The organism is Sphingobium sp., assembly GCF_036170395.1.
Lineage (GTDB): Bacteria > Pseudomonadota > Alphaproteobacteria > Sphingomonadales > Sphingomonadaceae > Sphingobium.
In genome coordinates, this window is record NZ_JAVHPD010000040.1 from 38812 (window position 1) to 63094 (window position 24283).

The window sequence follows — 24283 nt, forward strand, 5'->3', positions numbered from 1 at the left end:
TGTCTTCCCCCATGGCCTTGGACATAAGCGGAGAGGCCGCCTGTCAGCCGAGCCGGGCAGCCGCTTCGCGCAGATAATGCCTGACAGCGGCAACCTGTTCCAAAGAAAAGGTTGCGGCGGTGGAACGAGGCGGGCCGACCAATATGCCCGCGCCGCCGAGGTCAGCGGCGGCGGCGAAGCCTTCCTCGTCGGTCACATCATCGCCGATGAAGACGGGAATGGCGTCGATCATCCGGGGCTGCGCCATCAGCGTCCGCACCGCGCTGCCCTTGTCCGCGCCGCCGGGGCGCAGCTCGACCAGCATCTTGCCGCGCTGGACGATGAGGTCATGGGTTGCGGCGAGCCGGTCGGCCAGTGCGGCGGCTTCAGCCCCGCATTGCGGCGCGCTGCGATAATGGAGGCCGACGCTGATCGATTTGCGCTCCACCAGAAGACCCGGCTTTTCCGCCGCAAAGGCGGTGACGGCGGCCTCTACCGCGTCAATCGCCGGCAGGCGGGCGGGGCCGTCCACTGCCTCGCCGGGGCGGGCGAATTCGAGGCCATGGGTGCCTGCGAGCATAAAGTCCGCAAAGCCGAGGTCGCGCAGGGTCGCGACCGAGCGGCCGCTGACGATGGCGAGCCGGCCGTTCAGCCGATCGCGCAGGTCCGCCAGCAGGGCGAGCAGCGCATCATCGACATGGACGGCATCGGGCGAGTCCGCGAGCGGGGCGAGCGTCCCGTCGAAATCGAGGAACAAGGCAGCCCCTTCCAGCAGCGCCGGCGGCGGGGCGGGAAGGGAGGGGGCGGTGGATAAAGCGGGAGCAGATTCGGGCACGGGCGCAAGGTGGCGGCTGCGCCCGAAACTGCAAGCCTGTTTTTTAAAGCGCCGGCGTCAGGAACGGCAGCTTTTCTCCGGGCTCCAGGGCGCCGACCATTGCTGGCGGTGAAGCACGCAGAATGCCTGCATGATCCGGCGCAGCAGCCGGTCGATGGCGGTGCTGAAGTGGGTCCGGCCATAGTGCCACAGCCGGTCGTCGATTTCGTCGCGCATGGCATGATCCTTTTGATCGAGCGGATCGTTCCGCGGGAGAGCATATGCGCCCTTTCCGTAGCGCCCGCCAACAAAAGGCTGGACGGTTTCGATAAGCTGACCTTATCATCCGTGGCATGTCTTCATTGCCGCCTCTGTCCGCCATCCGCGTGTTCGAGGCTGCCGCGCGCCGCGAGAATTTCACCGCCGCCGCGCAGGAACTGGGCATGACCCAGGCGGCGGTCAGCTATCAGGTCAAGCTGCTGGAGGAGCGGCTGGGCATCAGCCTGTTCCAGCGCGCGGGCCGCAAGGTGGCGCTGACCGAAAAGGGGCGGGAGATCGCGCCGATCCTGACGCGCGCCTTCGACCAGATGCGCGAGGGCTTCGCGGCGCTGACGCAGGATCATTCGGCGGTGCTGACGATCAGCTGCACCAACAGCTTCGCGCATCTCTGGCTCGCGCCGCGCATCGGTGCGTTTCAGATGCGGCATCCGCAGCTGGCGGTGCGGATACAGGCGGAGGATGCGGTAGTCGATCTCGCGCGGGCGGGGGTGGACCTGGCGATCCGGGGCGGGCGGGGCGAATGGCCGGGGCTGGAGGCGCGGCTGCTGACTCATAACCGGCTGGTGCCGATGTGCAGCCCCGGCTGGCTAGCCCGGAACGGCCCGGTCGCGGACGCCAAGGCGCTGCACGCTCTGCCGCGCCTGTCGCCCGACGATATGTGGTGGCATGAATGGTTCGCCGCCATGGGGGTGGAGGATGATCCCGCCGCTGGCCCACCCGGCATCGCGCTCGACAGCCAGGTAATGGAAGGCCGCGCCGCCATTGCGGGGCAGGGGATCGCCATTCTCAATCATTTCCTCTGGAAGACGGAAGTCGAGGGCGGGCTGCTGGTCGAAGCCGTGCCTTCCTATGTCCGCGAACTGGCGAGCTACTGGATCGTCTATCCCGCCCACGCGCGCAACACGCCCAAGGTGAAGGCGTTTCGCGACTGGATCTGCGCCGAATTCGCCGACGCGATCGCCGCCGATCCCGAGGGCGTCTACTTGCCGCGCTGACGGAATATGCGTATGTTGATGCGCATGAATGATGGAGGTCAGCGATGACGAAGCAGGAACGGATCGGTTCACGCAAGGCGACCAACCTATCGCTGGATAGCAATCTGGTGGAAGCTGCGCGCGAACTCGGCATTAACCTCTCACGCGCGTGCGAAGACGGACTCCGGCGCGAAGTCGCGCAGGAACGCGGCCGGCGATGGCAGGAGGAGAATAAGGAGGGGATCGCGGCGTCGAACGCCTATGTCGAGAAATATGGGCTTCCGCTCGAAAAATACCGGCTGTTTTGATGGCTCGCTATTGCGCGTACAGGCTGTCCGATGGCAGCTATGTGCTTGATTGCCAGTCGGAACTGCTGGATCATCTGACGACGCGCTTTGTTGTGCCTTTGGTTCCGGTTGACCTCGCCGGCACCGCCATGGCGGTCCTAAACCCGCGGTTTGAGATCGGTGGTGGCCAGTATCAGATGATGACTCAGTTTTCCGGGGCGATATCGGCCCGCGAGCTTGGCCAAGTCGTCACATCTCTCGTCGATCACAATTATGCCATTCTTCGCGCGGTCGACATGCTCTTGGGCGGCTATTGAGCGAAACCGTTTCCGTTTCGTGCTCCCTTTGCTAAGCCGGCCGCAATGACAGATTTCCGCGACCCGTTTGACGCCATCAAGGATCATCCGTTCGACGAAGCGCTCTCGCAGCGCTATCTCGTCTATGCGCTGTCCACCATCACGGCGCGGTCGCTGCCGGATTTGCGCGACGGGCTGAAGCCGGTCCATCGTCGCCTTCTCTGGGCTATGCGGCTGCTGAAGATGGAGCCGGGCGGCGCCAACCCCGACTTGCTGGTCGCCAATCCGGCGCGCAACACCACCGCCTACAAGAAATGCGCGCGCGTCGTTGGCGACGTGATCGGCAAATATCACCCCCATGGCGATGCGTCGGTCTATGACGCGATGGTGCGGCTGGCGCAGGATTTTTCCCTGCGCACGCCGCTGGTCGACGGGCAGGGCAATTTCGGCAATATCGACGGCGATAATGCGGCGGCGATGCGCTATACCGAGGCGCGGCTGACGCAGGCCGCCGCTGACCTGATGGCGGGGCTGGACGAGGGCACGGTCGATTTCCGTCCGACCTATAATGGCGAGGATGAGGAGCCGGAGGTGTTCCCCGGCCTTTTCCCCAACCTGCTCGCCAATGGCGCGAGCGGCATCGCGGTGGGCATGGCGACGAGCATACCGCCGCACAATGTCGCCGAACTGATCGACGCCGCCAACCTTTTGATCGACGATCCCGATGCCGATCATGCCGCGCTGATGCAGGTGGTTCGCGGGCCGGACTTTCCGACCGGCGGCGTGCTGGTGGACAACCCCGCGATCATATCCGAAGCCTATGCCACCGGGCGCGGCGCGTTCCGCACGCGGGCGCGCTGGCACAAGGAGGATGGCGGGCGCGGCACCTGGGTCGCGGTGGTCACGCAAATTCCCTATCAGGTGCAGAAGTCCAAGCTGATCGAGCAGATTGCGGCGCTCATCAACGACAAGAAGCTGCCGATCCTGGCCGATGTCCGCGACGAGAGCGACACGGAGATCCGCATCGTCATCGAGCCGCGCGCGCGCACGGTGGACGAGCAGGTGCTGATGGACAGCCTGTTTCGCCTGACCGACCTGGAAAACCGCTTTCCGCTGAACCTCAACGTGCTGGACGCCAGCCATACGCCGCGCGTGCTGGGCTTGAAGCCGCTGCTGATCGAATGGCTGAAGCACCAGATCGACGTGCTGGTGCGGCGCGCGCAGCACCGGCTGGCCAAGATCGCCGACCGGCTGGAACTGCTTGACGGCTATATCATCGCCTATCTCAATCTCGACCGGGTGATCGAGATCATCCGCACCGAGGATGAGCCCAAGGCGGTGATGATGGCGGAGTTCGCGCTGACCGACCGGCAGGCGGAGGCGATCCTCAACATGCGGCTGCGCAGCTTGCGCAAGCTGGAGGAGATGGAACTGCGGCGCGAACATGCCGACCTGCTCAAGGAAAAGGACGAGCTGGAGAAGCTGGTCGACAGCCCGGCCCGGCAGAAGACCCGGCTGAAGAAGGATCTGGCGGCGCTGCGCAAGCGCTATGGGCCGGAGACCGATATCGGTCGCCGCCGGACATTGGTGGAGGAAGCCGCCCCGGCGCGGGAAATTCCGCTGGAGGCGATGATCGAGCGCGAGCCGATCACGGTCATCCTCTCCGAACGCGGCTGGATACGCGCGATGAGCGGCCACCGCGACCTCGCCGCCGCCGATACGCTGAAGTTCAAGGAAGGCGACGGCCCGCAATTCGCTTTCCACGCCTATACCACCGACAAGCTGCTGATGGCGACCGCGACGGGGCGCGTCTATACGCTGGCGTCGGACAAGCTGCCCGGCGGGCGCGGCTTTGGCGATCCGGTGCGCTCGCTGGTCGATATGGACAATGAAGGGGCGGTCGTCGCGCTGATGCCGGCGCGGATCGGCGGCGATCTGCTGCTAGCGTCTTCGGATGGGCGCGGCTTCGTGGCGGCGGCGGCGGACCTGATCGCGGAGACGCGCAAGGGCAAGCAGGTGGTGAATGTCCGCGCGGGCGCGAAGCTAAGCGTCATACGTCCGGTCCCGGCCGAGGCGGACAGTATCGCGGTGATCGGCGAGAATCGCAAATTGCTGGTCTTTGCCTTAAGCGAAATGCCGAAGATGGCGCGGGGGCAGGGGGTGCAGATGCAGCGTTACCGCGACGGCGGCCTCTCCGACGCCATTGCCTTCCGCCTGGCCGACGGGCTTAGCTGGACGATGGGCGGGGAAAGCGGGCGAACCCGGACCGAAAGCGATATGCTGCCGTGGAAGGTCGCGCGCGGCGCGGCCGGGCGGATGCCGCCAACGGGTTTTCCGCGCGACAATAAATTCTAGAAATCGCATCGGAAAATCAGGCGCTTCGCAATTTACGCAGTTCGCGATGAACGGGCGCGTAATGTTTCCCGAAAATTTACTCCTCCGCGATACAGCGGAGCCATGGAATCCGTTTCGGTGCGCAATTTGCCGGTAAAGCCGGCTGACGCCCTCCCCTTGCCGGGGAAGGATTTCGGCTGTCGCGACCGCTGCATCCCGATGGACCAATGGCTTTCAGCGCTGCCCCAGCTTGCCGCCATCTTCGCGGTGGCACGCGAGGGCATCGCCATGATCTCCGGCAACGATCGCTATCTCGCGCTGGTGCAGGACGTCAAAGACACCCCGGCTCTTGCCCGCATATCGGCAGAATTTGTGGAGCGGCTCACGGCATTTTCGCAGTCGGACCGCGATTCGGAGACGTTCGAGATACGGCGCGATGGCAAGCTAGGGCCGGAATATTTCCTCTGCACCATCGGGCGGCTGCCTGTGGGTAAGGGCGATACGCCCCTGTTCCTTTTCACCGCGACCGATCGCACCAGCGAGCGCGCGATCGAGAAAAATCTGCGTCGCGAACTGCTGTCCGACGGCCTCACCGCGCTGCCCAACCGCACCGGTTTCGGCGAGGAAATCGACGACCGGCTCAAAAACGCGGTCTGGCCGGACAACGCCCAGTTCGGCATCATCGCGATCGACCTCAGCCGGTTCAGCCGCGTGAACGAATCGCTGGGTCCGATGGCGGGCGACGAACTGCTCATCACCGTCGCCAAGCGGCTCAAATCCAGCCTGCGACAGGGCGATGTGCTGGCCCGGATCGGCGGCAACGACTTTGCGATCTTCGCGCGGCTGAACAACGGTTTGTCGGACGCGCTTCAGATTGTCCAACGGATCAAGGAGGCGCTGAGTTCGCCGATTCGGCTGAGCGACCTGCAAATCCGCGTCGATTGCGCGATCGGCTGCGCGCTCTCCGCCAGCCTGGACGATGATCCCGAGGATGTGGTCCGCAAGGCGCAGGCGGCGGTGAAGATCGCCAAGCGCAGCGGCAAGGTGGAAATCTATCGCAACGGCGTGCTCAAGGAAGCGCATCGCCGTTTTTCGGTCGAAAGCCGGCTGCGCGATGCGCTGGCGCAGGGCGGGCTGACGCTCGCCTATCAGCCGCTGATCCATCTCCAGACCGGCGAGGTTACCGGCTTCGAGGCGCTGGCGCGGTGGAACGACGCGGAACTGGGCGAAGTGTCGCCGGTCGAGTTTATCGCTGTCGCGGAGGAAAGCGGCCTCATCACCCCGCTCGGGCGATGGGCGGCCTATGAAGCGGCGCAGGCGCTGGCGCGTTGGGACGCGCAATTTGGCCAGCCGCTACCCGTCGGGGTCAATGTGAATCTCTCGCCGATCCAGATGGCGCGCGACGATGTCGCCTCGATGTTCGAGGAAGCGCTGCGCTACTCCGGGGTGGACGGCCATCGGCTGACCGCCGAACTCACCGAAAGCGCGATCATCGCCGATCCCGACAAGGCGCGCAAATTGCTGGTCGCGCTCAAGGATCTGAAGATGTCGGTCGCGATGGACGATTTCGGCACCGGCTTTTCCAACCTCGCCAGCCTGCACAGCCTGCCGATCGACATATTGAAGATCGACCGCAGTTTCGTCTCCTCCATGCTCGCCGATCGCGACAAGGCCGTGATCGTGCGGACGATCTTGTCGCTGGCCGAATCGCTGAACCTGAAAGTCACGGCCGAGGGGATCGAGACCCAGGAACTGGCCCACGCGTTGCAGCAGATGGGCTGCTGGCAGGGGCAGGGCTATTATTTCGCGCGGCCGATGGCGGAGGCGGATGCCTTCGCTTACTGGCGGGCGCGCTGGAATTTCGAGACGATCTGATCGGCGATCGCGGCGACGCGGGCGTCGTCGGGAAAATTCTCCGCCACCCAGGCGCGCTCGACCGCTTGCAACGCCTTCGCCACATCAGGACCGGCGGCTAGGCCGCGCGCGATGAGAGCGCCGCCGCCAATCGGCAGGTGCGGCGGGGACCAGCCGTTGAGCTGTGCAAGGGCATCGAGCGGCTGGGCGGAATCGAGCAGCAGCCGATCGATCGCGCTTTCGGTGCCGACGCGGTAGGCGAGCGCGCGCGGGCTTTCCGGCCCCGACGCAGGCTCCAGCGCGGTCATGAGCCGCTTGCGCGCCTTGTTCGACAATTTGAGGCGGGCGCCGATCTGGTCCGCCAGAACGGGATCGGGCGGCAGCAGCGCGGCAAGCCGGCGGATCGGGGCGGGGGCTACACCGGCCTCAGCCTCGCGCGCCATGAGCGACTCCAGCCGGTCGATGCCGGCGCGGTCGATTTCGGGGAGCACAGGCGTCAGGATGGCGCCGTCAATCATGAGGCGCAACGCCGGGACAGGCGCGGCGACGCCCAGCAGCTTGAGCAGTTCGTCGGCGATCCGCTCGCGCGACAAGGCCATCAGGCTGTTGGCGGCGGCCACGCTGGCGGCATAGGCGGCCTCATCCAGCACATTGCCGCCATAGCGGGCGAGAAAGCGGAAATAGCGCAGGATACGGAGGTGATCCTCGGCGATACGGGTGGCGGCATCGCCGATGAAACGCAGCCGACGGGCTTCCAGGTCGTCGACGCCGCCGAAATAGTCGCTGATCGCGCCGGTCAGCGGATCGGCGTAGAGGGCGTTGATGGTGAAGTCGCGCCGCGCGGCATCCTCGCGCCAGTCGTCAGTATAGGCGATGGTGGCGCGGCGGCCGTCGGTGCTGACGTCGCGGCGCAGCGTCGTGATTTCGACGGGCCCGCCGGGCAGGACAGCGGTGATGGTGCCATGATCGATGCCGGTCGGCACCGCCTTGATCCCCGCCTTTTGCAGCCGGTCGAGCACATCATGCGGATCGAGCGTGGTGGCGATGTCGATGTCGTTGACCGGCAGGTCCAAGAGCGCATCGCGCACCGCGCCGCCCACGAAGCGCGCCTTGCCCGCGCCGGCGTCCAGCGCGTCAAGCAGCCCGTCGAGGCCCGGCCGGTGTCGCCACTCGGCGTCAGGCAGCGATGCGGTCATGGCCCAGGCGTCGCGAGAGGTTGGCGAGGATGGCGGCGGTGATGCCCCAGATGCGGCGGTTTTCCCAAAAAATCTCATAATAATGGCGCATCGCGCCGGCGAACTCGACCTCGCGGCGGATGCGGTTGGCGGGATCGAGCGCATAGGCGAGCGGCAGCTCGAACCAGTCGGCCACTTCGCCTTCCTGCGCGCGGAGCGACAGGTCGGGCGGGATGACGCCCAGAACCGGCACGATGTCGAACCCGGTGAAGGTGCGGTAGCGATCGGTCGTGCCGATCACCTCGACATGGTGGGGGGCCAGCGCGATCTCCTCCTGCGCCTCGCGCAGCGCGCCGGCGATGGCGTCCGCATCGCCCGGATCGACGCGGCCGCCGGGGAAGGCGATCTGGCCGGCATGTTTGCGCAGCGTCGTCGCCCGTTCGGTGAGGATGAGGCCGGGTTCGGTGCGATCCGTCACCGCGACCAGCACAGCAGCCTCCGCGAGGTCGATCTCGCTTTGAATGCGCGGGTCGATGAGGTCGGCGGGGGGCAGCAGGTCGGTGCGGCGATGCCCTTCTTCCAGCGCGGCGCGCAGCCGCTGCGCCAGCGTCATTGCGCCCCGTCCAGCGCGAAAAAGGCGCCGTTGCTCCAGAGGCCTACTGGATCGGACTCCTCGTCCAGCGCGAGGTTCATCAGCTCATAATAGACGCTGCGCGCGACGAGAGCCTCCAGCCCGCCGCGCACATGGAGATAGGGGTGCGGTCCGTCGGGCGTCTCGCGCAGGGTCAGCGCATGATCGGGGCCGGCGGTCACCAGGTCGCCGCTGTTGAGACGGAAGGCGAGAGTGCGGTCGCGCCCTTCGCCCTCGGACTTGAGTTCGACCGCCACGAAAGGCGCGTCCTCGACTTCGATATCGAGCTTTTCGACCGGGGTGACGAGGACATGGCTGCCGTCCGGCTCGCGCCGCAGGATCGAGGAGAAGAGGCGGACCATAGTCTCGCGGCCGATCGGCGATCCCTGATGATACCAGGTGCCGTCGCGGCCGATCCGCATCTCGCTGTCGCCGCAATGGGTGGGGTTCCACTGGTCGACCGGCGGCAAGCGTTTCTCCTGCGCGAGCCGCGCAATGTCGGTCAGCGACAGGGTGGCAAGGTCGGGCAGCGGCTCCATCGGCATGGGGCGGAGATAGGAGCCTCGTCGCCCGAAGGCAAAGGGGTAATCAGGCCGCGACCGCAATTCGCGGGGCGAGCATCCCCGTGCCGCCGACCGGGCGGCCATCGACCGACAGGGCGAGCAGGCGGCGCGGCTCGAACGGGCCTGGCGCGGTCCAGCCGCCGGTGCCGTCGGCGGAAAAGCCCCAGAAACGGCCATAATATTCGGGGTCGCCGATCATCATCAGCGGTTCGCTGGCCAGCGCGCGGGCGGTGGCGACAACCGCGTCCATCAGCGCGCGGCCGTGCCCGCCCTTCTGGTGCGCGGGATCGACCGCCACCGGGCCGACCATGACGAGCGGCAGGCGCGCGCCGTCCGCCTGCGCCAGCGCGACGGGCCAGCTTTGCAGCGTGCCGATGAGCGCGCCGGCATCGTCCAGCGCGGCGAAGGAGAGAGCGGGAAGCCAGGCCATGCCCTCGCGAATCCGATAGGCGGTGCGGCCGTGCCGGTCGGCTCCGAAGGCAGCGTCGAGCAGCCGCTCGATCGCGGCGGCAGGCTGGCTATCCAGGGGCACGATATGAGACACGACTTGCCGATCCGCCATCTATGGCGCATGGGGCAGCGCCGAGCGGCGGGCTTTTAGCGCCCGGTCCGCGAAATGAAAGACTTTATTGGACCCGCCCGACAGCGCGGACGGGCCGAACATGGTGGCTATGCAGACGGGATTTGACGATTTTCTGACGCTGGAGGTGAACAACCTGCATGTCGATGTGCTGACCGGCATCTATTCGGAAGAAACGCATCTGCCGCAGCCGCTGCGCATCTCGATTCGCGCGCGGCTTAGAATTGCGGACCATTATGATCCCTCAGCGCCGCTCAGCCGGTCGAAAAATTACATGGACCTCAAGCACGCCGCGTCGACGGCGCTGCCCGAGGGCGTTCATTTCACGCTGATCGAGGCGGTCGCGGATCACATCATCGACACCATCTTCCTCCAGGACGACAAGGTCAGCCATGTCGAGGTGAAGATCGTGAAGCTGGCATTGTCCGAACGGGGCGAGGAGATCGGGATCACGTTGGGACGCGGGCGGCGTTAAAACCCGAAAAGTCATCCTCCCCTGCAAGGGGAGGTGTCGCGCGCGAAGCGCGTGACGGAGGGGTGTCCCGCTATCGAGAGGGTCGATCAGGTCGGTCATGCCCCCGGCATGACCTTCAACTGCCGGGGGCAGTTGAACCTGATCGAACCCCTCCGTCTGGCCTGCGGCCAGCCACCTCCCCTTGCAGGGGAGGATGATTGCCCCAAACGCCCCGCCTACCCCTTCTTTATCAGCCCAATCTCCACCAGCCGCTCGGTCAGATAATCATGCGCGCTGATCGGCGGATCGCGGCGCGGATTGTCGGCCGTGACGCATTGGGGCAGCGCGTCGATCATGAAGTCGGGGCGAAGGTGCAGGAAGAAGGGCATCGAGTAGCGCGAATGGCCGCGCCGGTCGGGCGGCGGGTTGACGACGCGGTGGCTGGTCGAAGGCAGGACATGGTTGGTGAGGCGCTGGAGCATGTCGCCGACATTGATCGCCAGCGCGCCCGGCGGCGGCACCACCGGGAGCCAGTTGCCGTCCCGGTCCTTCAGCTCCAGCCCGCCTTCCTCGGCTCCCAGCAGCAGGGTGATGAGGTTTATATCCTCATGGGCGCCGGCGCGGATGCCCGGTGCTTGCGGCGACACTGGGGGATAATGGAGCAGGCGAAGGATCGAATTGCCATTGTCGATCGGGCCGTCGAACCAGCGTTCGGGGAGGCCGAGATAGAGGGCGATGGCGGAGAGAAGCTCCGCGCCCACCCGGTCGAATTCGGCGTAGAGGCGCGCGAAGACCGGCGCGAATTCGGGCAGTTCGGACGGCCATATATTGGGCGGCATCGTTTCGGCCAGCGGATCGCCAGCGGGCAGATCGCGCCCCACATGCCAGAATTCCTTGAGGTCGTTCTCACTCGCGCCCTTGGCGATTTCGGTGCCGAAGGCGGTATAGCCGCGCTGCCCGCCATTGGGCCTGGCGTCATAACGCTGCTTCACCTCGATAGGCAGGTCGAAGAAGCGACGGGCAAGCGTCCAGCCTTCATCGATCAGCGCTTGATCCATGCCATGATCGCGGACCATGGCGAAACCGAACCTCTGAAAAGATCGGCCGAACGCCTGGGCGAAATCCGCCTTAGGCATGTCCGCCAGGGAAAGGACGGGCACCTGATCCAGCACCGTTTGCGACACCGATATTCTCCAGCTATTCCGACAAGGAGCCTGCTTCCCGCAGCGGCTCGTTCATGTCCGCATCCTTGATCGCGCCGAGCCGCTGTTGCAAGGAGGCAAAATGAACTATTGGCTGATGAAATCGGAGCCCGACGTCTTTTCCTATGACGACCTGGTCGCGAAGGGGAAGGCGGAGTGGGACGGGGTGCGCAACCATGCGGCGAAGCTGCACATGCAGGCGATGCGCAAGGGCGATCTGGCGCTGTTCTACCACAGCAATATCGGAGTCGAGGCGGTGGGGATCATGACCATCGTCGAGGAAGCCGCGCCCGACAGCACCGACGAGACCGGCAAATGGGTCGCGGTGCATGTCGCGCCCAAGGAAAAGCTGGCGAAACCGGTGACATTGAAGACGATGAAGGCCGATCCCGCGCTCGCCGACATGGTCATGCTGCGGCAGTCGCGCCTCTCCGTGTCGCCGCTGACTCAGGCGCAGTTCGATCATATCCTCGCCTTGTCAAAGGCTTGAGCCGGGTACGGCAGAGATTGCACGTTACGCAATTGCAATAACGCTCTTTGCGATTGGGCCGTGCCGCATCGCAACATAGATAGGCGGCAACCAATAAATATAGTCAGAGGTGTTTGATCGGCATTCACAAGGAGACACCCTATGCGAATGCTGTCGAAGTTCACCATTGCCGGCGCTGTGAGCGCCATTGCCGCCACCGCCGCCCAGGCCGGCGACGCTACCCCCAAGCAGCGCTTCACCCATGAAGGCTACACCTATGTCTATCAGGTGAAGGACACCAAGACCGGCCAGGTCATTTCCGGCCGTCGTTATCCCGATGCGGTTGCGTTCAACCTCGCGGTCAAGAACGGCAAGGTTTCGGGCATTTCCGGCGGCCAGTCTGTCGCCTTCAACGTCGAAGAAGCGCGCGGCGCGGCTTCGGAATAAGCCGATCCTCTAATATCTCGTAAAAAGGGCGGCATCCGAGATGGATGCCGCCCTTTTTTACGTCCAGCTTCAGCGGCAGCGGCGCTTGCTGTCGATTTCCTTGCCGAGCAGCGCGCCGCCGGCCGCGCCCAGGATGGTGCCGGTGGCGCGATCGCCGCGCGTGTCGATCGCGCGGCCCACGAGCGCGCCGCCGACGCCGCCGATGATGAGACCAGTGGTGCCATCCGACTTGCGGCAATAGGTGCGGCCGTCGCGCCCGCGCCATTCGCTGTAGCGATGATGCTTGCGGGCCTGAGCGCCATCGGTCGGCACCGCCATGGACGCGGGGACGGCCAACGAGACGGCGGCCAGGGCGAGCAGGGTATTACGCATGAGTTTTCTCCTCCAGTAGCGTGATTTGGCGGTTCAACCCCTGCACTTTGATCGAGGTTGCATGAACCTGCGGCAACGACGCAAGTTGTTGCAATTGTGTCGATAAAATTTGCGACAAAGCGATGGGGGCGGGCGGCGGGGGCGAATTGCGCGCCACGTTCCGCCGTTTGGGTGCGGATGAAACTTATCCACACTTATCCACAGATTTTGCGGAGGCATGGTCATCATCCCGTCCGATTCCGTTTTGCGCGACTCGCAGATGGTGAGACCATCTCCCTATCGAGACGAGGAAGCGGAGTGATCCAAATCCGAAAATCTCCCGAGAAATCAGGGATTTTCTGTCGCGATGGTCTGGCCGGGCGGTCCTGCTTCCAGCAAAAGCGCCAAGGCGGACAGGCCGCTCTACAACCGATGCCGGGTACGCGCGAAAGTGAACGTCGGGCATGGGAAAAGGGGCGACCCGCGCCGGGAGGCCGGCCTTGCAAGAGGCCGACGACCGGAGCAAAGCCTGCGCCGATCCCTAACGGGCGAAGCACAGGATACGCCGGGCCGATGATCGCATCCGGCAAAGGACGCGGATCGGATGACCCGACGGAAATGGGGACCGGCAGCAATGCCGGCCCCCATTTTGATTCGGCGGGAACAGGCATGGTTTGCCGTTGACCGGCACCGGGACCGCCATTAGGGCGAGCATCCATCCAGCCGGCTTAGCACAGCGGTAGTGCAGCGGTTTTGTAAACCGAAGGTCGGGGGTTCGATCCCCTCAGCCGGCACCATCCCCCCAGTTACATGACGCCGAACGTCCAGCCCTCTGTGCGCGCGATGTGCGGGGTCATGCCCGCCGGATGCCAGAGCGCCGGGCGATTGGCGGCGATGCGGAGCCAGGCGGTGGTCAGGATGGCGTCGGTGGCATGATCGCTGTAGCGCGGCAGAGGCTGGTGCGGCCCGATCCCCAGTGCCGCCAGCGCCGCGTCCAGCGACGGGGCATCGCGCATCTTGGCTCGCCCGCGCGGCAGGCGCGCCTCGCGCGCGGCGAGGCTGGTGTAGATTTCCACGATCAGCGGCCCTTCCGCCGGAATGGGATCGAACGGCCAGACCGGCACGAGCCCGCGCAACCGGTGCAGCGTTCGCATCCCCGTCAGGCTCGACTTGCCGACCTGGGCCGCCCCGACCAGGTTGAAGCAACTGGTCGGAGAGAGGCCCATCGCCGCCTGCCCCAGTTCGCATACCCGCAGGCGGCCCTTGCCGGGCGGGAACAGATCGCCGCAATCGCCAAGCTGCCGGAAATGCCGGCGGACCTCGGCATGGCGCAGCAGCGAGGATACCGACAAATGGGGATCATCGGCTGTTACGTGTTCCACCATCGCCCAAAGAGAGAGCGCGTCCGCCGGACTGTCGCGCCAGCCGGGGAAATAGGCGCCTTGATCGATAAAGGGCAGCGCGGGCGACAGGTCGAGGCCGACCAATAGCCGGGTTCCGGCCCTGCCATGCTCGGCCAGCCACTCGGTCAGCCGCTCGCGGGTCCAGCCGCCGGGCGGGGAGAGAAGCACAGGCGGGTTGTCGCCGCGTTCGGCATAGGCCACCGCCAGCCCCTTGGGCCGGGCGACGGCCTCGCCGGACCAGTCGACAACCGCGAAATGATCGAAACGGCTCAATCCCCGCGCTCTGCCCGCAGCCGGTCCCAATGGGCCATGCGTTCGGCCACCCGCGCCTCGAACCCGCGATGGGTCGGCGCGTAGAAGGTCTGCGGGGTCATGTCTTCGGGCCAATAGTTCGCGCCGGAAAAGCCCTCCGCCGCGTCATGGTCATATTGGTAGTTCTTGCCGTAGCCGACCTGCTTCATCAGCTTGGTGGGCGCGTTGACGATGTTCATCGGCGGCATCAGCGATCCGGTCTCGCGCGCCGATTTGAACGAGGCCTTCATCGCCATATAGGCGGCGTTGGACTTGGGGGCGGTCGCGCAATAGAGGCAGGCCTGCACGATCGCCAGTTCGCCCTCCGGCGATCCCAGAAACTCGTAGGCGTCCTTGGCGGCGAGGCATTGCACCACTGCCTGCGGATCGGCGAGGCCGATATCCTCGGTGGCGAAGCGCACCAGCCGGCGCAGCACGTAGAGCGGCTCTTCGCCTGCAGTCAGCATCCGGGCGAGATAGTAGAGCGCGGCCTGCGGATCGGACCCGCGCAGCGATTTGTGGAGCGCGGAGATGAGGTTGTAATGCCCCTCCCGATCCTTGTCATAGACCGCCACGCGCCGGTGGAGCAGCGCCGACAGGCCAGCGGGATCGAGCGGCTCGGCGATCGCGATCGAATAGAGCGTCTCGACCTGGTTCAGCAGGAAGCGCCCGTCGCCATCGGCGCTCGCCAGCAGCGCCTCGCGTGCCGCCGGATCGAGCGGCAGGGGACGGCCGATCAGCGCCTCCGCCCGTTCCAGCAGCAATTCCAGCGCCGCTGCGTCGAGCCGGCGCAGGATCAGAACCTGCGCGCGGGACAGGAGCGCGGCGTTCAGCTCGAAGCTCGGATTCTCGGTGGTCGCGCCGACCAGCGTTACGGTGCCATCCTCCACGAAGGGGAGGAAACTGTCCTGCTGCGCGCGGTTGAAGCGGTGGATTTCGTCCACGAAGAGCAACGTCTTCTCGCCGCGCCGGCCATGCTCCTTCGCGGCGGCGAAGACCTTCTTAAGGTCGGCGACGCCGGAAAAGACCGCCGAGATCGGCTCGAACCGCATTCCCACCGCATCGGCGAGCAAGCGCGAAATGGTGGTCTTGCCCGTGCCCGGCGGCCCCCAGAAGATGATCGAGGAGAGCCGCCCCGCCGCCACCATCCGCCCGATGGCGCCCTCCGGCCCGGTCAGATGCTCCTGCCCGACAACCTCGGCCAGGGTGCGGGGGCGCAGCCGGTCGGCGAGGGGCGCGGTGGCGTTGCTATCGGGCTGCTGGTCCGCGAACAGGTCGCTCATCATTTCACCGTTCGCCCTGCGCCTGTCGAAGGGCTTTTCCTTCTTGAAGAAAAATACAGGGCTTCGACAGGCTCAGCCCGAACGAAATATAGGAAACCGCCGGAATTATGGAACCGGGCTGGAGCGGGGCGAGAGACCCTGCGCGCGCTGGCGGATCACGCGCAGATAGGTGTCGACCAGCGCCTGGTTGACCTGGTCCCAGCCATTGCGCTCGGCGCGCGCCTGCGCCGCTTGCCCCGCGCGCAGCCGGGCTTCGGGATCGAGGCAATAGGCTTCGAGCGCGTCGGCGAAGGCGCCGATCGCGCCGGGACGGATCAGCCGGCCGGTGACGCCTTCGGTCACCAGGCTCTCGCTGCCCGTCGCGCGGGCGGCGACGGTGGGCAGACCGCACGCCATGGCTTCGAGCGTCACATTGCCGAAGGTTTCGGTGACCGAAGGGTTGAACAGCATGTCCATGCTGGCGACGGCGCGGCCGAGGTCCGGCCCCGCCTGAAAGCCGGTGAACACCGCCTGCGGCAGCCGGTTCTGGAACCATTCGCGCGCCGGGCCTTCGCCGACGATCAGCACCTTGTGCCGCACCTGCCGCGCGGCGAGCTGGTCGATCGTGTCGGAAAAGACGTCCAGCCCCTTTTCCATCACCAGCCGGCCGATGAAGCCGATCGCGGGCGTGTCATCCTCTATGCCGATTAAGCGCCGCCATTCGAGATCGCGGCGCTCGGGATTGAAGATGTCGCGGTCGATGCCGCGCGTCCAGATGCCGACATCATAGCTCATCCGCTGTTCGCGCAGCAGTTGCGCCATCGATTCGGAGGGCGCCACGATCGCGTCGCAACGGCGATAGAAGCGTCTCAACAGCGATTCGACCAAAGGTTCGAGGAAGGCGAGACCATAATAGCGCGGATAGGTTTCGAACCTGGTGTGGACGGAGGCAACGGTCGGCAGCTGATGGCGGCGCGCCCAGCTCAACGCGCCATGGCCGAGCGGATCGGGGCTCGACAGATGAACGAGATTGGGCGCGAATGCTTTGAGATCGCGGCGCAGGCCACGCGACAGACGGTAGGGCACCCGATATTCCTTGCGCCCCGGCACCGCGAAGGACGGCGCGCTCACCAGCTCGCCGGTCGGCTCGAAGGCAGGCTGCTCAACCGTAGGCGCATAGACCCTGACCGTCGCACCCTGCCGCAGAAGATAGGCGACGAAGCGGTTGAGCGCCTGGTTGGCGCCGTCGCGCACATAATTATAGTTGCCGCTGAAGAGCGCCACGCGAAGGCCGGTTGCATCCATCGGCGCCCCTTAGGGCATTCCGGCGGCAGGGGGAACACCCCCGGCGCGGGTCGGCGAAGGCAGGCGCGCCGGGCCTCTATATGGAACCTTCCAACTCTTTGGGATTTTGGCGTTTCAGGCAAGATGACGGCCGGCGCAGCGTGCGCCCAATAAGGAGAGGATGCCCCGATGACCGAGATGTTCCGCAATGGGATGCGGGTCAGGTGGAACTGGGGGCAGGGCGTCGGCCGGGGACGCATCGCCGAGCGTTATGAGGGGCAGGTCGAACGCAGGATCGAAGGGGCGCTGATCCGGCGCAATGGATCGCCGCGCAATCCCGCTTTCCTCATCCGCGCCGACAATGGTGGCGAGGTGCTTAAGCTCGCCTCCGAACTCAGCCCGCTATAGCCGCGCAAGCGACATTGGCCGTCGCCTGATCGCTGCCGCTATGGCATGGCGGCGCGATGGACGCGCCCTACATGACCGTCGACGCGCTGCTGGTCGGCACCCCCATGCCCTTTCGCGGGCACGATCACAGCGCCATCGCCAAGCGCGCGGTTGACGGGCCGGTGCGGATCACATGGGACGGCCTCTCGGGTGATGCGGTCGCCGACCCTATCCATCATGGCGGCTGGGACAAGGCGATCCATCTCTACCCGCAGGATCATTATGATTGGTGGCGCGCGCGCAAGCCCGACATGCCCCATCTCGACGCGCCGGGCGCGTTCGGGGAGAATATCGCGTCGCGGGGGCTGACCGAGACGGAGATTTGCCTGGGCGACCGCTTCACGCTGGGCAGCGCCATCGTGGAGGTCAGCCATGGCCGCCAGCCCTGCTGGAAGCTCGACCATCGTTTCGGCGCGCGCGACGTGATGGCGACGATCATCAAAACGGGGCGGGGCGGCCTTTATTTCCGGGTGATCCGCGAAGGCGAGGCGGAGGCGGGGACGCGCATGGCGCTGATCGAGCGGCCGCTGCCCGACTGGGACATGGCGCGGGTCTTCCGCCTGCTGATCGGCGGCGGGCATCGCAGCGAGCGGGACGCGGTGCGGGCGCTTGCCGGCATGACCGTGCTGGCCGAGGCATGGCGGGAGCGGGCGCGCAAACTCTCGGTATAGCGCGCCTATAACAGCCCCTTGGCCCGCAGGCTCACATGGCCCTGCGCGGCGATGATGACATGGTCGTGCACGGCGATGCCCAGCCGCTTGCCCGCGTCGATGATCTGGCGCGTGATATCGATGTCCTGGCGGCTCGGTTCGGGCGAACCGCTCGGATGATTGTGGACCAGGATCAGCGCCGCCGATCCCAGGTCGATCGCCCGTCTTATCACCTCGCGCGTGTAGATCGCCGCCTGGTCGATCGACCCGTCACCCATATGGTCGTCGCGGATCAGCATGTTGCGGCTGTTGAGGTGCAGCACCCGCACCCGTTCGATGCTGAGATGCGCCATGTCGGCGCGCAGATAGTCGAGCAAAGCCTGCCAGCTGCCCAGCACCGGCCGTTCCGCCACCTCGTTACGGAGCATCCGCAGCGCGGTCGCCTGCACGATCTTGATGGCGGCGACGCTGGTGTCGCCCATGCCCGGCACCTTGGCGATCGCCTGCCAGTCCGCCGCCATCAGCCCGCCGATCCCGCCGAAGCGGCGCAGCAATTCCTTCGCCAGCGGCTTGGTGTCGCGGCGGGGAATGGCGAGGGCGAGCAGATATTCGATCAGTTCATGATCGTGCAGCGCCTCGCCACCCGCCTCCGCCAGCTTCTGCCGCAGCCGCGCGCGATGCCCCGCGCCGTCATGGGCCGCCTTCCTGTCTTCCTGTTCCGCCAAGACGATCCCCCTGAGCCGGCGGAAATGACGCTATAAGCTGCGGATTTGGCGGGCAAGGATATTTCCCGTCGCCAGGACGTTGTGCTGCCGTTACGGATGTCCGCATCGCAGCAAGAGCCGGGGTTGCCGAGACGCATGGAAGAAGAAGGCGGCGACATGGCGGTTCGCCGGGCATGGTTGCGCTGGCTGGGGGTGGGCACCGGATCGCTGGCCCTGGTCCTGGTCGCTTTATGGACGCAGCGCGCGCCGATCGCCGAGAATTTCGTCACCCGTGAACTCAATCGACGCGGGGTACAGGCCGATTATGATCTGGTCGATGTGGGTTTGCGCACCCAGCGGATCGAGAATATCGTGCTGGGCGATCCCAAGCGGCCCGATCTGACCGCGCGCTGGGTGGAGGTCGATATCGCTTTCACCGGCCTGACGCCGCAGGTCGCGGCGGTGCGGGCCGGCGGCGTGCGGCTGCGCGGATCGCTGCGCGACGGCGAGCTGCGGCTGGGCGAGCTGGACAGGTTCCGCGATCCCGCCTCGACCGCGCCGTTCAGCCTGCCCGACATACTGTTGTCGCTCGCCGACGCGCGCATGACGCTCGACACCGACGCCGGCCGCGTGGGGATGCAGATCGACGGCAGCGGCAATCTGCGGTCGGGATTCCGGGGCAAGGTGGCCGCCGCCATGCCGAGCGGCGTGGTGGCTGGCTGCCGGCTCGCCATGGGGCGGGCGATGATCGATCTCGCGATGCAAGGGGGACGCCCGCAACTGCGCGGGCCAGTGCGCGCCGACTCCCTCGGCTGCCCAGGCAATGGCTTGGCGATGGCGCGCCCGGCGGCCGTCATGGACCTGACGCTGGGCCACGCGCTCGATCGCTGGACCGGGCATGTCGATCTTTCCGGGCAGGCGCTGAAAGGCGGAGGGCTGATCCTTGCCGCGCCGCAGGGGCGGGTGACGTTCGATGGGGATGCCGCGCGGACTGCCGGGCAGGTGCGCATGGCCGCGCGGGCGCTGAGCGGGCAGGGTGCTGCGCTGCGGGAAGCGGCGCTGACTGGCGATTGGACGGTCGGGCGCGAGGGCACGAATTTCAAGGGTCGGCTGGCCGGACAAGATCTGCGCTTTGCTGGGCGCGATCCGCTGGGCGCGCTGCGGACGAGCGCAGCGGGCACGCCGGTCGCGCCGCTGGCCGAGCGCCTCGTCGACGCGGCGGAGCGGGCGAGCCGGCGCAACCGGGTCGGGATGACGTTCGCGCTGGTTAAAAAGGGCGGCGCGGGGAGCATCGCGCTTACCGATGGCGCGCTCGATGCGCAGAGCGACGCGCGGATCGGGCTGGCGCAGGGCAGCCGGTTGACGATCGCCTGGCCGGGCAAGGCGGCCGGGCTGGACTGGGCGCTGGACGGCGCAGTGACGACCGACGGCGGCGGCTTGCCAAGGGCCGCGCTTAAGCTGGCGCGGCGGCCGAGCGGCGGATTTGGCGGGCAGCTGTTCGTCGATCCCTATGCCGCCGGTGACGCGCGGCTGGCGCTGGAGACGGTGCGCTTCACCGCCGACCGGGGCGGCGCGACCCGGTTCGCGACGGCGATGCGGCTCGATGGACCGCTGCCTGACGGACGCTTGCGTGGGCTCACACTGCCGGTCGAGGGCCGTGTAGCGGCCAATGGCGCGGTGACCATCAACCCAGGCTGCGCGCCGCTGACGCTGACCGAAGCGCGATATGGCGCGTTCTCGCTGGGGCGGACGCAGCAGACGCTCTGCCCGGCGGAGGGCGGGGCGATGCTGGCGATGGGGCCAGGCGGGGTGAGGGGCGGCGTAGCCATCCGCGATCTCGCGCTCGATGGGCGTAGCGGCGAAAGCCCGATGCGGCTGACCGCCACGCAGGCGCGGATGCTGCTGGGCCGACCAGGCTTTGCGTTGACGAACCCTGCCCTGACGATCGGGCCGCAGGACGCGCCCGTCCGCCTGACCGCCGCGAGCCTCGATGGCGCGATGACGGCAGGCGGCTTTACCGGCAAGCTGAGCGGCGCGGGTGGCCAGATCGGCGCGGTGCCTCTGATCGTCGAGGAGGGCGCGGGCGAGTGGCGTTTTGCCGGCGGCGCGTTGTCGTTGCGCGCGGCGATGACGGTGCGCGATTCGCAAAGCCCGGCGCGCTTCCATCCGATGCCTGTGCCCGATTTCGCCCTTACTCTGAAGGACGGGCGCATCGCGGCTAACGGCACGCTCACCGCCCCGCGCGGCAGCGCCACCGTGGCGAAGGTCGCTGTCGCGCATGATCTATCCACCGGGCGCGGTCATGCCGATCTCGATGTGCCCGGCCTCGTCTTCAATGCCGGGCTTCAGCCAGAGGAACTGACCCCGCTCGCGCTCGGCGTCGTCGCCAATGTGAATGCGACGGTGACGGGGCAGGGGCGGATCGACTGGACCGCCGCTGGAGTCACCTCCACCGGCACCTTCCGCACCGACAACGCCAATCTCGCCGCAGCGTTCGGTCCGGTCGAAGGGCTTTCGGGCGAGATCCGCTTCACCGACCTCGTCAACCTCGTCACCGCGCCGGGGCAGGAGGCGCGGATCAGGTCGGTCAATCCGGGCGTCGAGGTGCGCGACGGCGTGGTGCGCTATCGGCTGGAGCCGGGGCAGAAGGTGCGGATCGAGGGGGGCGGATGGCCTTTTTCGGGCGGCGAACTGGTGCTGCTGCCCACCACCATGGATTTTTCCGCCGATGTCGACCGCTACCTGACCTTCCGCGTGATCGGGCTGGATGCGGGCGCGTTCATCCAGGCGATGGAACTGGACAATGTCTCGGCCACCGGCACCTTCGACGGCATCATGCCGCTGATCTTCAACGCGCAGGGCGGGCGCGTCGCCGGCGGCGTGCTGGTCGCGCGGCAGCAGGGTATGCCGCCGCTCATCATGCCCGAAGGCGTGCTGCCGACCATCCCCTGCGATCCCACGCGCCAGTCGGGCGTGCTCTCCTATATCGGGCCGGTGTCGAACGAGCAGCTCGGCACCATGGGCCGCATGGCGTTCGATGCGCTCAAGAACCTGCAATATAAGTGCCTGACCATATTGATGGACGGCGCGCTGGACGGGGAGATGGTGACCAATGTCGTCTTCAACGGCGTCAATCGCGGGCAGATCGGCGGCGCGCCGGCGGGGCTGGCGAAGAATTTCACCGGCCTGCCCTTCATCTTCAACGTCCGCATCGCCGCGCCCTTCCGAGGGCTGCTCGGCACCGCCCAATCCTTCATCGATCCGTCGCAGCTGATCCAGAACAGCATCGGCGACCAGATGCAGCAGAAGATCCGAACGGAAACGCAACAAGGTCTTGCGGTTCAGCCTGCGGAAAGCGACACAGTGCCAGAAGGGGAGCCGAAATGAAGAAACGAGCGATCATGATGGCCGGTCTCGCCGGTCTTGCCCTGGGGGGGTGCATACAGGTGAAAGCCCCGGACAAGCCGATCGAGATCAACCTGAATGTGAAGGTGCAGCAGGAAGTCGTGGTGCGGTTGCAGCGCGACGCCCAGGATCTGATCCAGAATAACCCGGAGTTGTTCCCGCAATGACACGCAAGATGCTGATACTCGCCGCAGGAGCCGCGGTTGCGCTGGCGAGCGGCTTCATGATGACCGGCGTCGCGCGCGCTCAGTCGGGCGTGGTTGCCGCTGCCCTGAACGCGGGCACGGTGGGCGAGCAGGCCGACGGCTATCTCGGCATCGCCGGATCGGTCGGCGCGGACGTGCGCTCGGAGGTCGAGGCGATCAACATCAAGCGCCGCGCCGCCTATACGCAGCTTGCGAGCCAGCGCGGCGTGACCGTGCAGGATGTCGCCGCCGCCACCGCCTGCCAGACGCTCGGCCGGCTGAAGCAGGGTCAGGCCTATCGCATCGGCGCGGGCGCGTGGCAGACCAAGGGCGCGGCGCCAATCGCGCTGCCGCCCTATTGCGCGACGGCGGGCTGAGGCGCGGCCGTCAGCGGCGATTTTCATGAGAAAGTTGGTCGGGGAAAGAGGATTCGAACCTCCGGCCCCTGCCTCCCGAAGACAGTGCTCTACCAGGCTGAGCTATTCCCCGACCGATGCCGGAACCGCCGGTTGAAGGGCGGTCCTGCGAGGCAGGAGTGCGCCTATAAAGAGGGCTTTGGGGGCTGGCAAGCGCGAATGATGCTTTTTTCGGGGCGGGTCAGAGGAGGCCTGCCGCGCGGAAGCTGAAGCGGGCTTCTCCGGCCTCGATGACATGGTCGGCAAGGTGCAGGTCGAGCGGGCGGAGGGTGCGGATGAGCGCGCGGGTGAGGGCGATGTCGTCGGCGCTCGGACTGGCGGAGCGGGCGGCAGGACGCTGCTGGAACAGCGCGATCCAGCTGCCTTCGTCCGCGACCAGCCGGCGAAGCGTGTCGCGCCAGTCGGACGCCAGCGACTCCACCCGCACCGGGCGGCCGGCGCGGTCGAGGAGAGCGAGCGTCAGCCTGTCGTCTTCCGTCATAGCGCGATGGTCGCACGCCCATGGGACAATGCCAGCGCAACCCGATCCGAAACGGAGCGGACAAAGCGCCATGACCTGAATGCGGGGCTGGGCTAGAAGCGGGGCACAGACTCGCTTTGCAGGACCGCCCCTTTGACCGACATGCCCCATTATGAGCAGCAATATCTGGACCTGATGCGGCATGTCTGGACCCATGGCGACGAGCGGATCGACCGGACGGGGGTCGGCACACGATCCATTTTGGGCGCGATGATGCGCTTTTCGCTGGCGGACGATGCGGTGCCGCTGCTGACCACCAAGCGGGTCTATTGGAAGGTCGCGGCGCGGGAGATGCTGTGGTTCCTGACCGGGGACACCAATATCCGCGAACTGGTGCGGCAGGGGGTCCATATCTGGACCGACTGGCCTCTCGACGCCTATCGCCGGGCGACCGGGGAGGATATTGATCGCGATGCGTTCGAGGCGCGGATCATCGCGGACGCGGACTTTGCCGCGCGCTGGGGTGATCTGGGGCCGGTCTATGGCGCGCAATGGGTGAACTGGCCGGTCTATGAGCCTGCGGGTGAGGGGCTGTATCGGCGGGCCGACAAGGGGCGCAACCAGATTGCCGAACTGGTCGAGGCGATCCGCGCCACGCCAGGGTCGCGGCGGCTGCTGTTTACCGGCTGGAATGTGGCGGAGGTGCCGAATATGGCGCTGCCGCCCTGCCACATGACCTATCAGTTCCAAGTCGCGAACGGGCGGCTCAACGGGCTGCTGTTCCAGCGCAGTTGCGACCTCGGGCTCGGCTTTGCCTTCAACATATTCGGCCTGTCGATGCTGACGCGGATGCTGGCGCAGCAGACCGATCTGGAGCCCGGCGAGGTGGTGTGGCAGGGGGGCGACGTGCACCTCTATCTGAACCATGCCGACCTGGTCGAGGAACAGATGCGGCGGGTGCCCGCGGGCGCGCCCAAGCTGCGGATAAATCGGCGGCCTTCGGGCATTTTCGACTATCGAATCGAGGATTTCGAGGTGGTCGATTACGCGCCGCAAAGCCACATTGCAGCGCCCGTGGCGGTGTAAA

Annotated in this window: 27 protein-coding genes and 2 tRNA genes; 15 read left to right on the forward strand and 14 right to left on the reverse strand. The window is 66.4% G+C overall.

Annotated elements, in window-relative coordinates:
• Positions 1-43 precede the first annotated feature (43 nt).
• On the reverse strand, positions 44-814 hold the full coding sequence (gene otsB, locus V2B31_RS10910) for a trehalose-phosphatase (RefSeq protein ID WP_328278362.1): 771 nt from the start codon (positions 812-814) through the stop codon (positions 44-46).
• A 57-nt stretch (positions 815-871) separates the two neighbouring features.
• Positions 872-1030: a hypothetical protein gene (locus tag V2B31_RS10915; RefSeq protein WP_328278365.1), complete on the reverse strand. Its 159-nt coding sequence runs from the start codon at positions 1028-1030 to the stop codon at positions 872-874.
• Between the two features lie 116 nt (positions 1031-1146).
• Here V2B31_RS10915 and V2B31_RS10920 point away from each other — a divergent pair, with 116 nt between their 5' ends.
• The 5 genes from V2B31_RS10920 (at position 1147) to V2B31_RS10940 (ending at position 6838) form a co-directional block, all read left to right on the forward strand.
• Positions 1147-2067 (forward strand): LysR substrate-binding domain-containing protein, encoded by a 921-nt coding sequence (locus tag V2B31_RS10920; protein WP_328278367.1) that lies wholly within the window; start codon positions 1147-1149, stop codon positions 2065-2067.
• Between the two features lie 44 nt (positions 2068-2111).
• Complete coding sequence (locus V2B31_RS10925) at positions 2112-2354, forward strand: type II toxin-antitoxin system CcdA family antitoxin (RefSeq protein WP_328278370.1); 243 nt, start codon at positions 2112-2114, stop codon at positions 2352-2354.
• Entirely contained in the window at positions 2354-2650 is a 297-nt protein-coding gene (locus V2B31_RS10930) for a CcdB family protein (protein ID WP_328278372.1), read from the forward strand. The genes V2B31_RS10925 and V2B31_RS10930 overlap by 1 nt, the downstream gene beginning before the upstream one ends.
• Before the next feature lie 45 nt (positions 2651-2695).
• Complete coding sequence (parC, locus tag V2B31_RS10935) at positions 2696-4984, forward strand: DNA topoisomerase IV subunit A (RefSeq protein WP_328278373.1); 2289 nt, start codon at positions 2696-2698, stop codon at positions 4982-4984.
• A gap of 102 nt (positions 4985-5086) precedes the next feature.
• The gene (locus V2B31_RS10940) at positions 5087-6838 is read left to right on the forward strand and encodes a putative bifunctional diguanylate cyclase/phosphodiesterase (RefSeq protein ID WP_328278376.1); all 1752 of its coding nucleotides are present in this window, start codon (positions 5087-5089) and stop codon (positions 6836-6838) included.
• Here V2B31_RS10940 and V2B31_RS10945 read toward each other — a convergent pair.
• The 4 genes from V2B31_RS10945 to V2B31_RS10960 are packed head-to-tail and all read right to left on the reverse strand — an operon-like array spanning position 6802 to position 9748.
• Positions 6802-8013, reverse strand: a complete 1212-nt coding sequence (locus tag V2B31_RS10945) for a CCA tRNA nucleotidyltransferase (protein WP_328278380.1) — start codon at positions 8011-8013, stop codon at positions 6802-6804. The genes V2B31_RS10940 and V2B31_RS10945 overlap by 37 nt on opposite strands.
• On the reverse strand, positions 7994-8605 hold the full coding sequence (locus V2B31_RS10950; RefSeq protein WP_328278382.1) for a CoA pyrophosphatase: 612 nt from the start codon (positions 8603-8605) through the stop codon (positions 7994-7996). Before V2B31_RS10950 ends, V2B31_RS10945 begins: the two co-directional genes overlap by 20 nt.
• Positions 8602-9168, reverse strand: a complete 567-nt coding sequence (locus tag V2B31_RS10955; RefSeq protein WP_328278384.1) for a DUF1285 domain-containing protein — start codon at positions 9166-9168, stop codon at positions 8602-8604. The genes V2B31_RS10950 and V2B31_RS10955 overlap by 4 nt, the downstream gene beginning before the upstream one ends.
• Before the next feature lie 43 nt (positions 9169-9211).
• A complete protein-coding gene (locus V2B31_RS10960; RefSeq protein WP_328278385.1) occupies positions 9212-9748 on the reverse strand; it encodes a GNAT family N-acetyltransferase in 537 nt (178 codons plus the stop codon).
• 109 nt (positions 9749-9857) lie between these two features.
• Between V2B31_RS10960 and V2B31_RS10965 the strand changes: the two genes are divergently transcribed.
• Complete coding sequence (locus tag V2B31_RS10965) at positions 9858-10241, forward strand: dihydroneopterin aldolase (protein ID WP_328278387.1); 384 nt, start codon at positions 9858-9860, stop codon at positions 10239-10241.
• A gap of 215 nt (positions 10242-10456) precedes the next feature.
• On the opposite strand, the gene V2B31_RS10970 is transcribed toward V2B31_RS10965, so the two are convergent.
• A complete protein-coding gene (locus V2B31_RS10970) occupies positions 10457-11404 on the reverse strand; it encodes an isopenicillin N synthase family dioxygenase (protein ID WP_328278389.1) in 948 nt (315 codons plus the stop codon).
• Between the two features lie 100 nt (positions 11405-11504).
• Between V2B31_RS10970 and V2B31_RS10975 the strand changes: the two genes are divergently transcribed.
• Positions 11505-11912, forward strand: coding sequence for an EVE domain-containing protein (locus tag V2B31_RS10975; RefSeq protein ID WP_328278391.1), 408 nt, complete (start codon positions 11505-11507; stop codon positions 11910-11912).
• A 147-nt stretch (positions 11913-12059) separates the two neighbouring features.
• On the forward strand, positions 12060-12338 hold the full coding sequence (locus V2B31_RS10980) for a hypothetical protein (RefSeq protein WP_328278423.1): 279 nt from the start codon (positions 12060-12062) through the stop codon (positions 12336-12338).
• Between the two features lie 69 nt (positions 12339-12407).
• Here the strand turns inward: V2B31_RS10980 and V2B31_RS10985 are convergent, their stop codons facing one another.
• The gene (locus V2B31_RS10985; RefSeq protein ID WP_328278393.1) at positions 12408-12710 is read right to left on the reverse strand and encodes a glycine zipper 2TM domain-containing protein; all 303 of its coding nucleotides are present in this window, start codon (positions 12708-12710) and stop codon (positions 12408-12410) included.
• Positions 12711-13411: 701 nt separating this feature from the next.
• Here V2B31_RS10985 and V2B31_RS10990 point away from each other — a divergent pair.
• Positions 13412-13486 (forward strand) — tRNA-Thr (locus V2B31_RS10990).
• Positions 13487-13495: 9 nt separating this feature from the next.
• On the opposite strand, the gene V2B31_RS10995 is transcribed toward V2B31_RS10990, so the two are convergent.
• The 3 genes from V2B31_RS10995 to V2B31_RS11005 form a co-directional block, all read right to left on the reverse strand.
• Positions 13496-14365, reverse strand: coding sequence for a hypothetical protein (locus tag V2B31_RS10995; RefSeq protein WP_328278395.1), 870 nt, complete (start codon positions 14363-14365; stop codon positions 13496-13498).
• Positions 14362-15666, reverse strand: coding sequence for a replication-associated recombination protein A (locus tag V2B31_RS11000; RefSeq protein ID WP_328278397.1), 1305 nt, complete (start codon positions 15664-15666; stop codon positions 14362-14364). Before V2B31_RS11000 ends, V2B31_RS10995 begins: the two co-directional genes overlap by 4 nt.
• 105 nt (positions 15667-15771) lie before the next feature.
• The gene (locus tag V2B31_RS11005) at positions 15772-16950 is read right to left on the reverse strand and encodes a glycosyltransferase family 4 protein (RefSeq protein WP_328278399.1); all 1179 of its coding nucleotides are present in this window, start codon (positions 16948-16950) and stop codon (positions 15772-15774) included.
• Positions 16951-17118: 168 nt separating this feature from the next.
• Here V2B31_RS11005 and V2B31_RS11010 point away from each other — a divergent pair, with 168 nt between their 5' ends.
• Positions 17119-17337 carry a DUF2945 domain-containing protein gene (locus V2B31_RS11010; RefSeq protein WP_328278401.1) on the forward strand — a complete coding sequence of 73 codons (219 nt, stop codon included), beginning with the start codon at positions 17119-17121 and terminating at the stop codon, positions 17335-17337.
• 56 nt (positions 17338-17393) lie between these two features.
• Positions 17394-18047, forward strand: a complete 654-nt coding sequence (locus tag V2B31_RS11015; protein WP_328278403.1) for an MOSC domain-containing protein — start codon at positions 17394-17396, stop codon at positions 18045-18047.
• A 5-nt stretch (positions 18048-18052) separates the two neighbouring features.
• Here the strand turns inward: V2B31_RS11015 and radC are convergent, their stop codons facing one another.
• Entirely contained in the window at positions 18053-18751 is a 699-nt protein-coding gene (radC, locus tag V2B31_RS11020) for a RadC family protein (protein ID WP_328278404.1), read from the reverse strand.
• 135 nt (positions 18752-18886) lie between these two features.
• Between radC and V2B31_RS11025 the strand changes: the two genes are divergently transcribed.
• From V2B31_RS11025 to V2B31_RS11035, 3 genes are read left to right on the forward strand one after another with little or no spacing between them, the layout of a single operon-like run.
• Positions 18887-22117 carry an intermembrane phospholipid transport protein YdbH family protein gene (locus tag V2B31_RS11025; protein ID WP_328278406.1) on the forward strand — a complete coding sequence of 1077 codons (3231 nt, stop codon included), beginning with the start codon at positions 18887-18889 and terminating at the stop codon, positions 22115-22117.
• Positions 22114-22302, forward strand: a complete 189-nt coding sequence (locus tag V2B31_RS11030) for a YnbE family lipoprotein (protein WP_328278408.1) — start codon at positions 22114-22116, stop codon at positions 22300-22302. The genes V2B31_RS11025 and V2B31_RS11030 overlap by 4 nt, the downstream gene beginning before the upstream one ends.
• Complete coding sequence (locus tag V2B31_RS11035) at positions 22299-22697, forward strand: YdbL family protein (protein WP_328278410.1); 399 nt, start codon at positions 22299-22301, stop codon at positions 22695-22697. Before V2B31_RS11030 ends, V2B31_RS11035 begins: the two co-directional genes overlap by 4 nt.
• A 35-nt stretch (positions 22698-22732) precedes the next feature.
• Here V2B31_RS11035 and V2B31_RS11040 read toward each other — a convergent pair.
• Positions 22733-22809 (reverse strand) — tRNA-Pro (locus V2B31_RS11040).
• Positions 22810-22917: 108 nt separating this feature from the next.
• Positions 22918-23217, reverse strand: coding sequence for a JAB domain-containing protein (locus V2B31_RS11045; protein ID WP_328278412.1), 300 nt, complete (start codon positions 23215-23217; stop codon positions 22918-22920).
• A gap of 141 nt (positions 23218-23358) precedes the next feature.
• Here V2B31_RS11045 and thyA point away from each other — a divergent pair, with 141 nt between their 5' ends.
• On the forward strand, positions 23359-24282 hold the full coding sequence (gene thyA, locus V2B31_RS11050) for a thymidylate synthase (protein ID WP_328278425.1): 924 nt from the start codon (positions 23359-23361) through the stop codon (positions 24280-24282).
• Position 24283 lies beyond the last annotated feature (1 nt).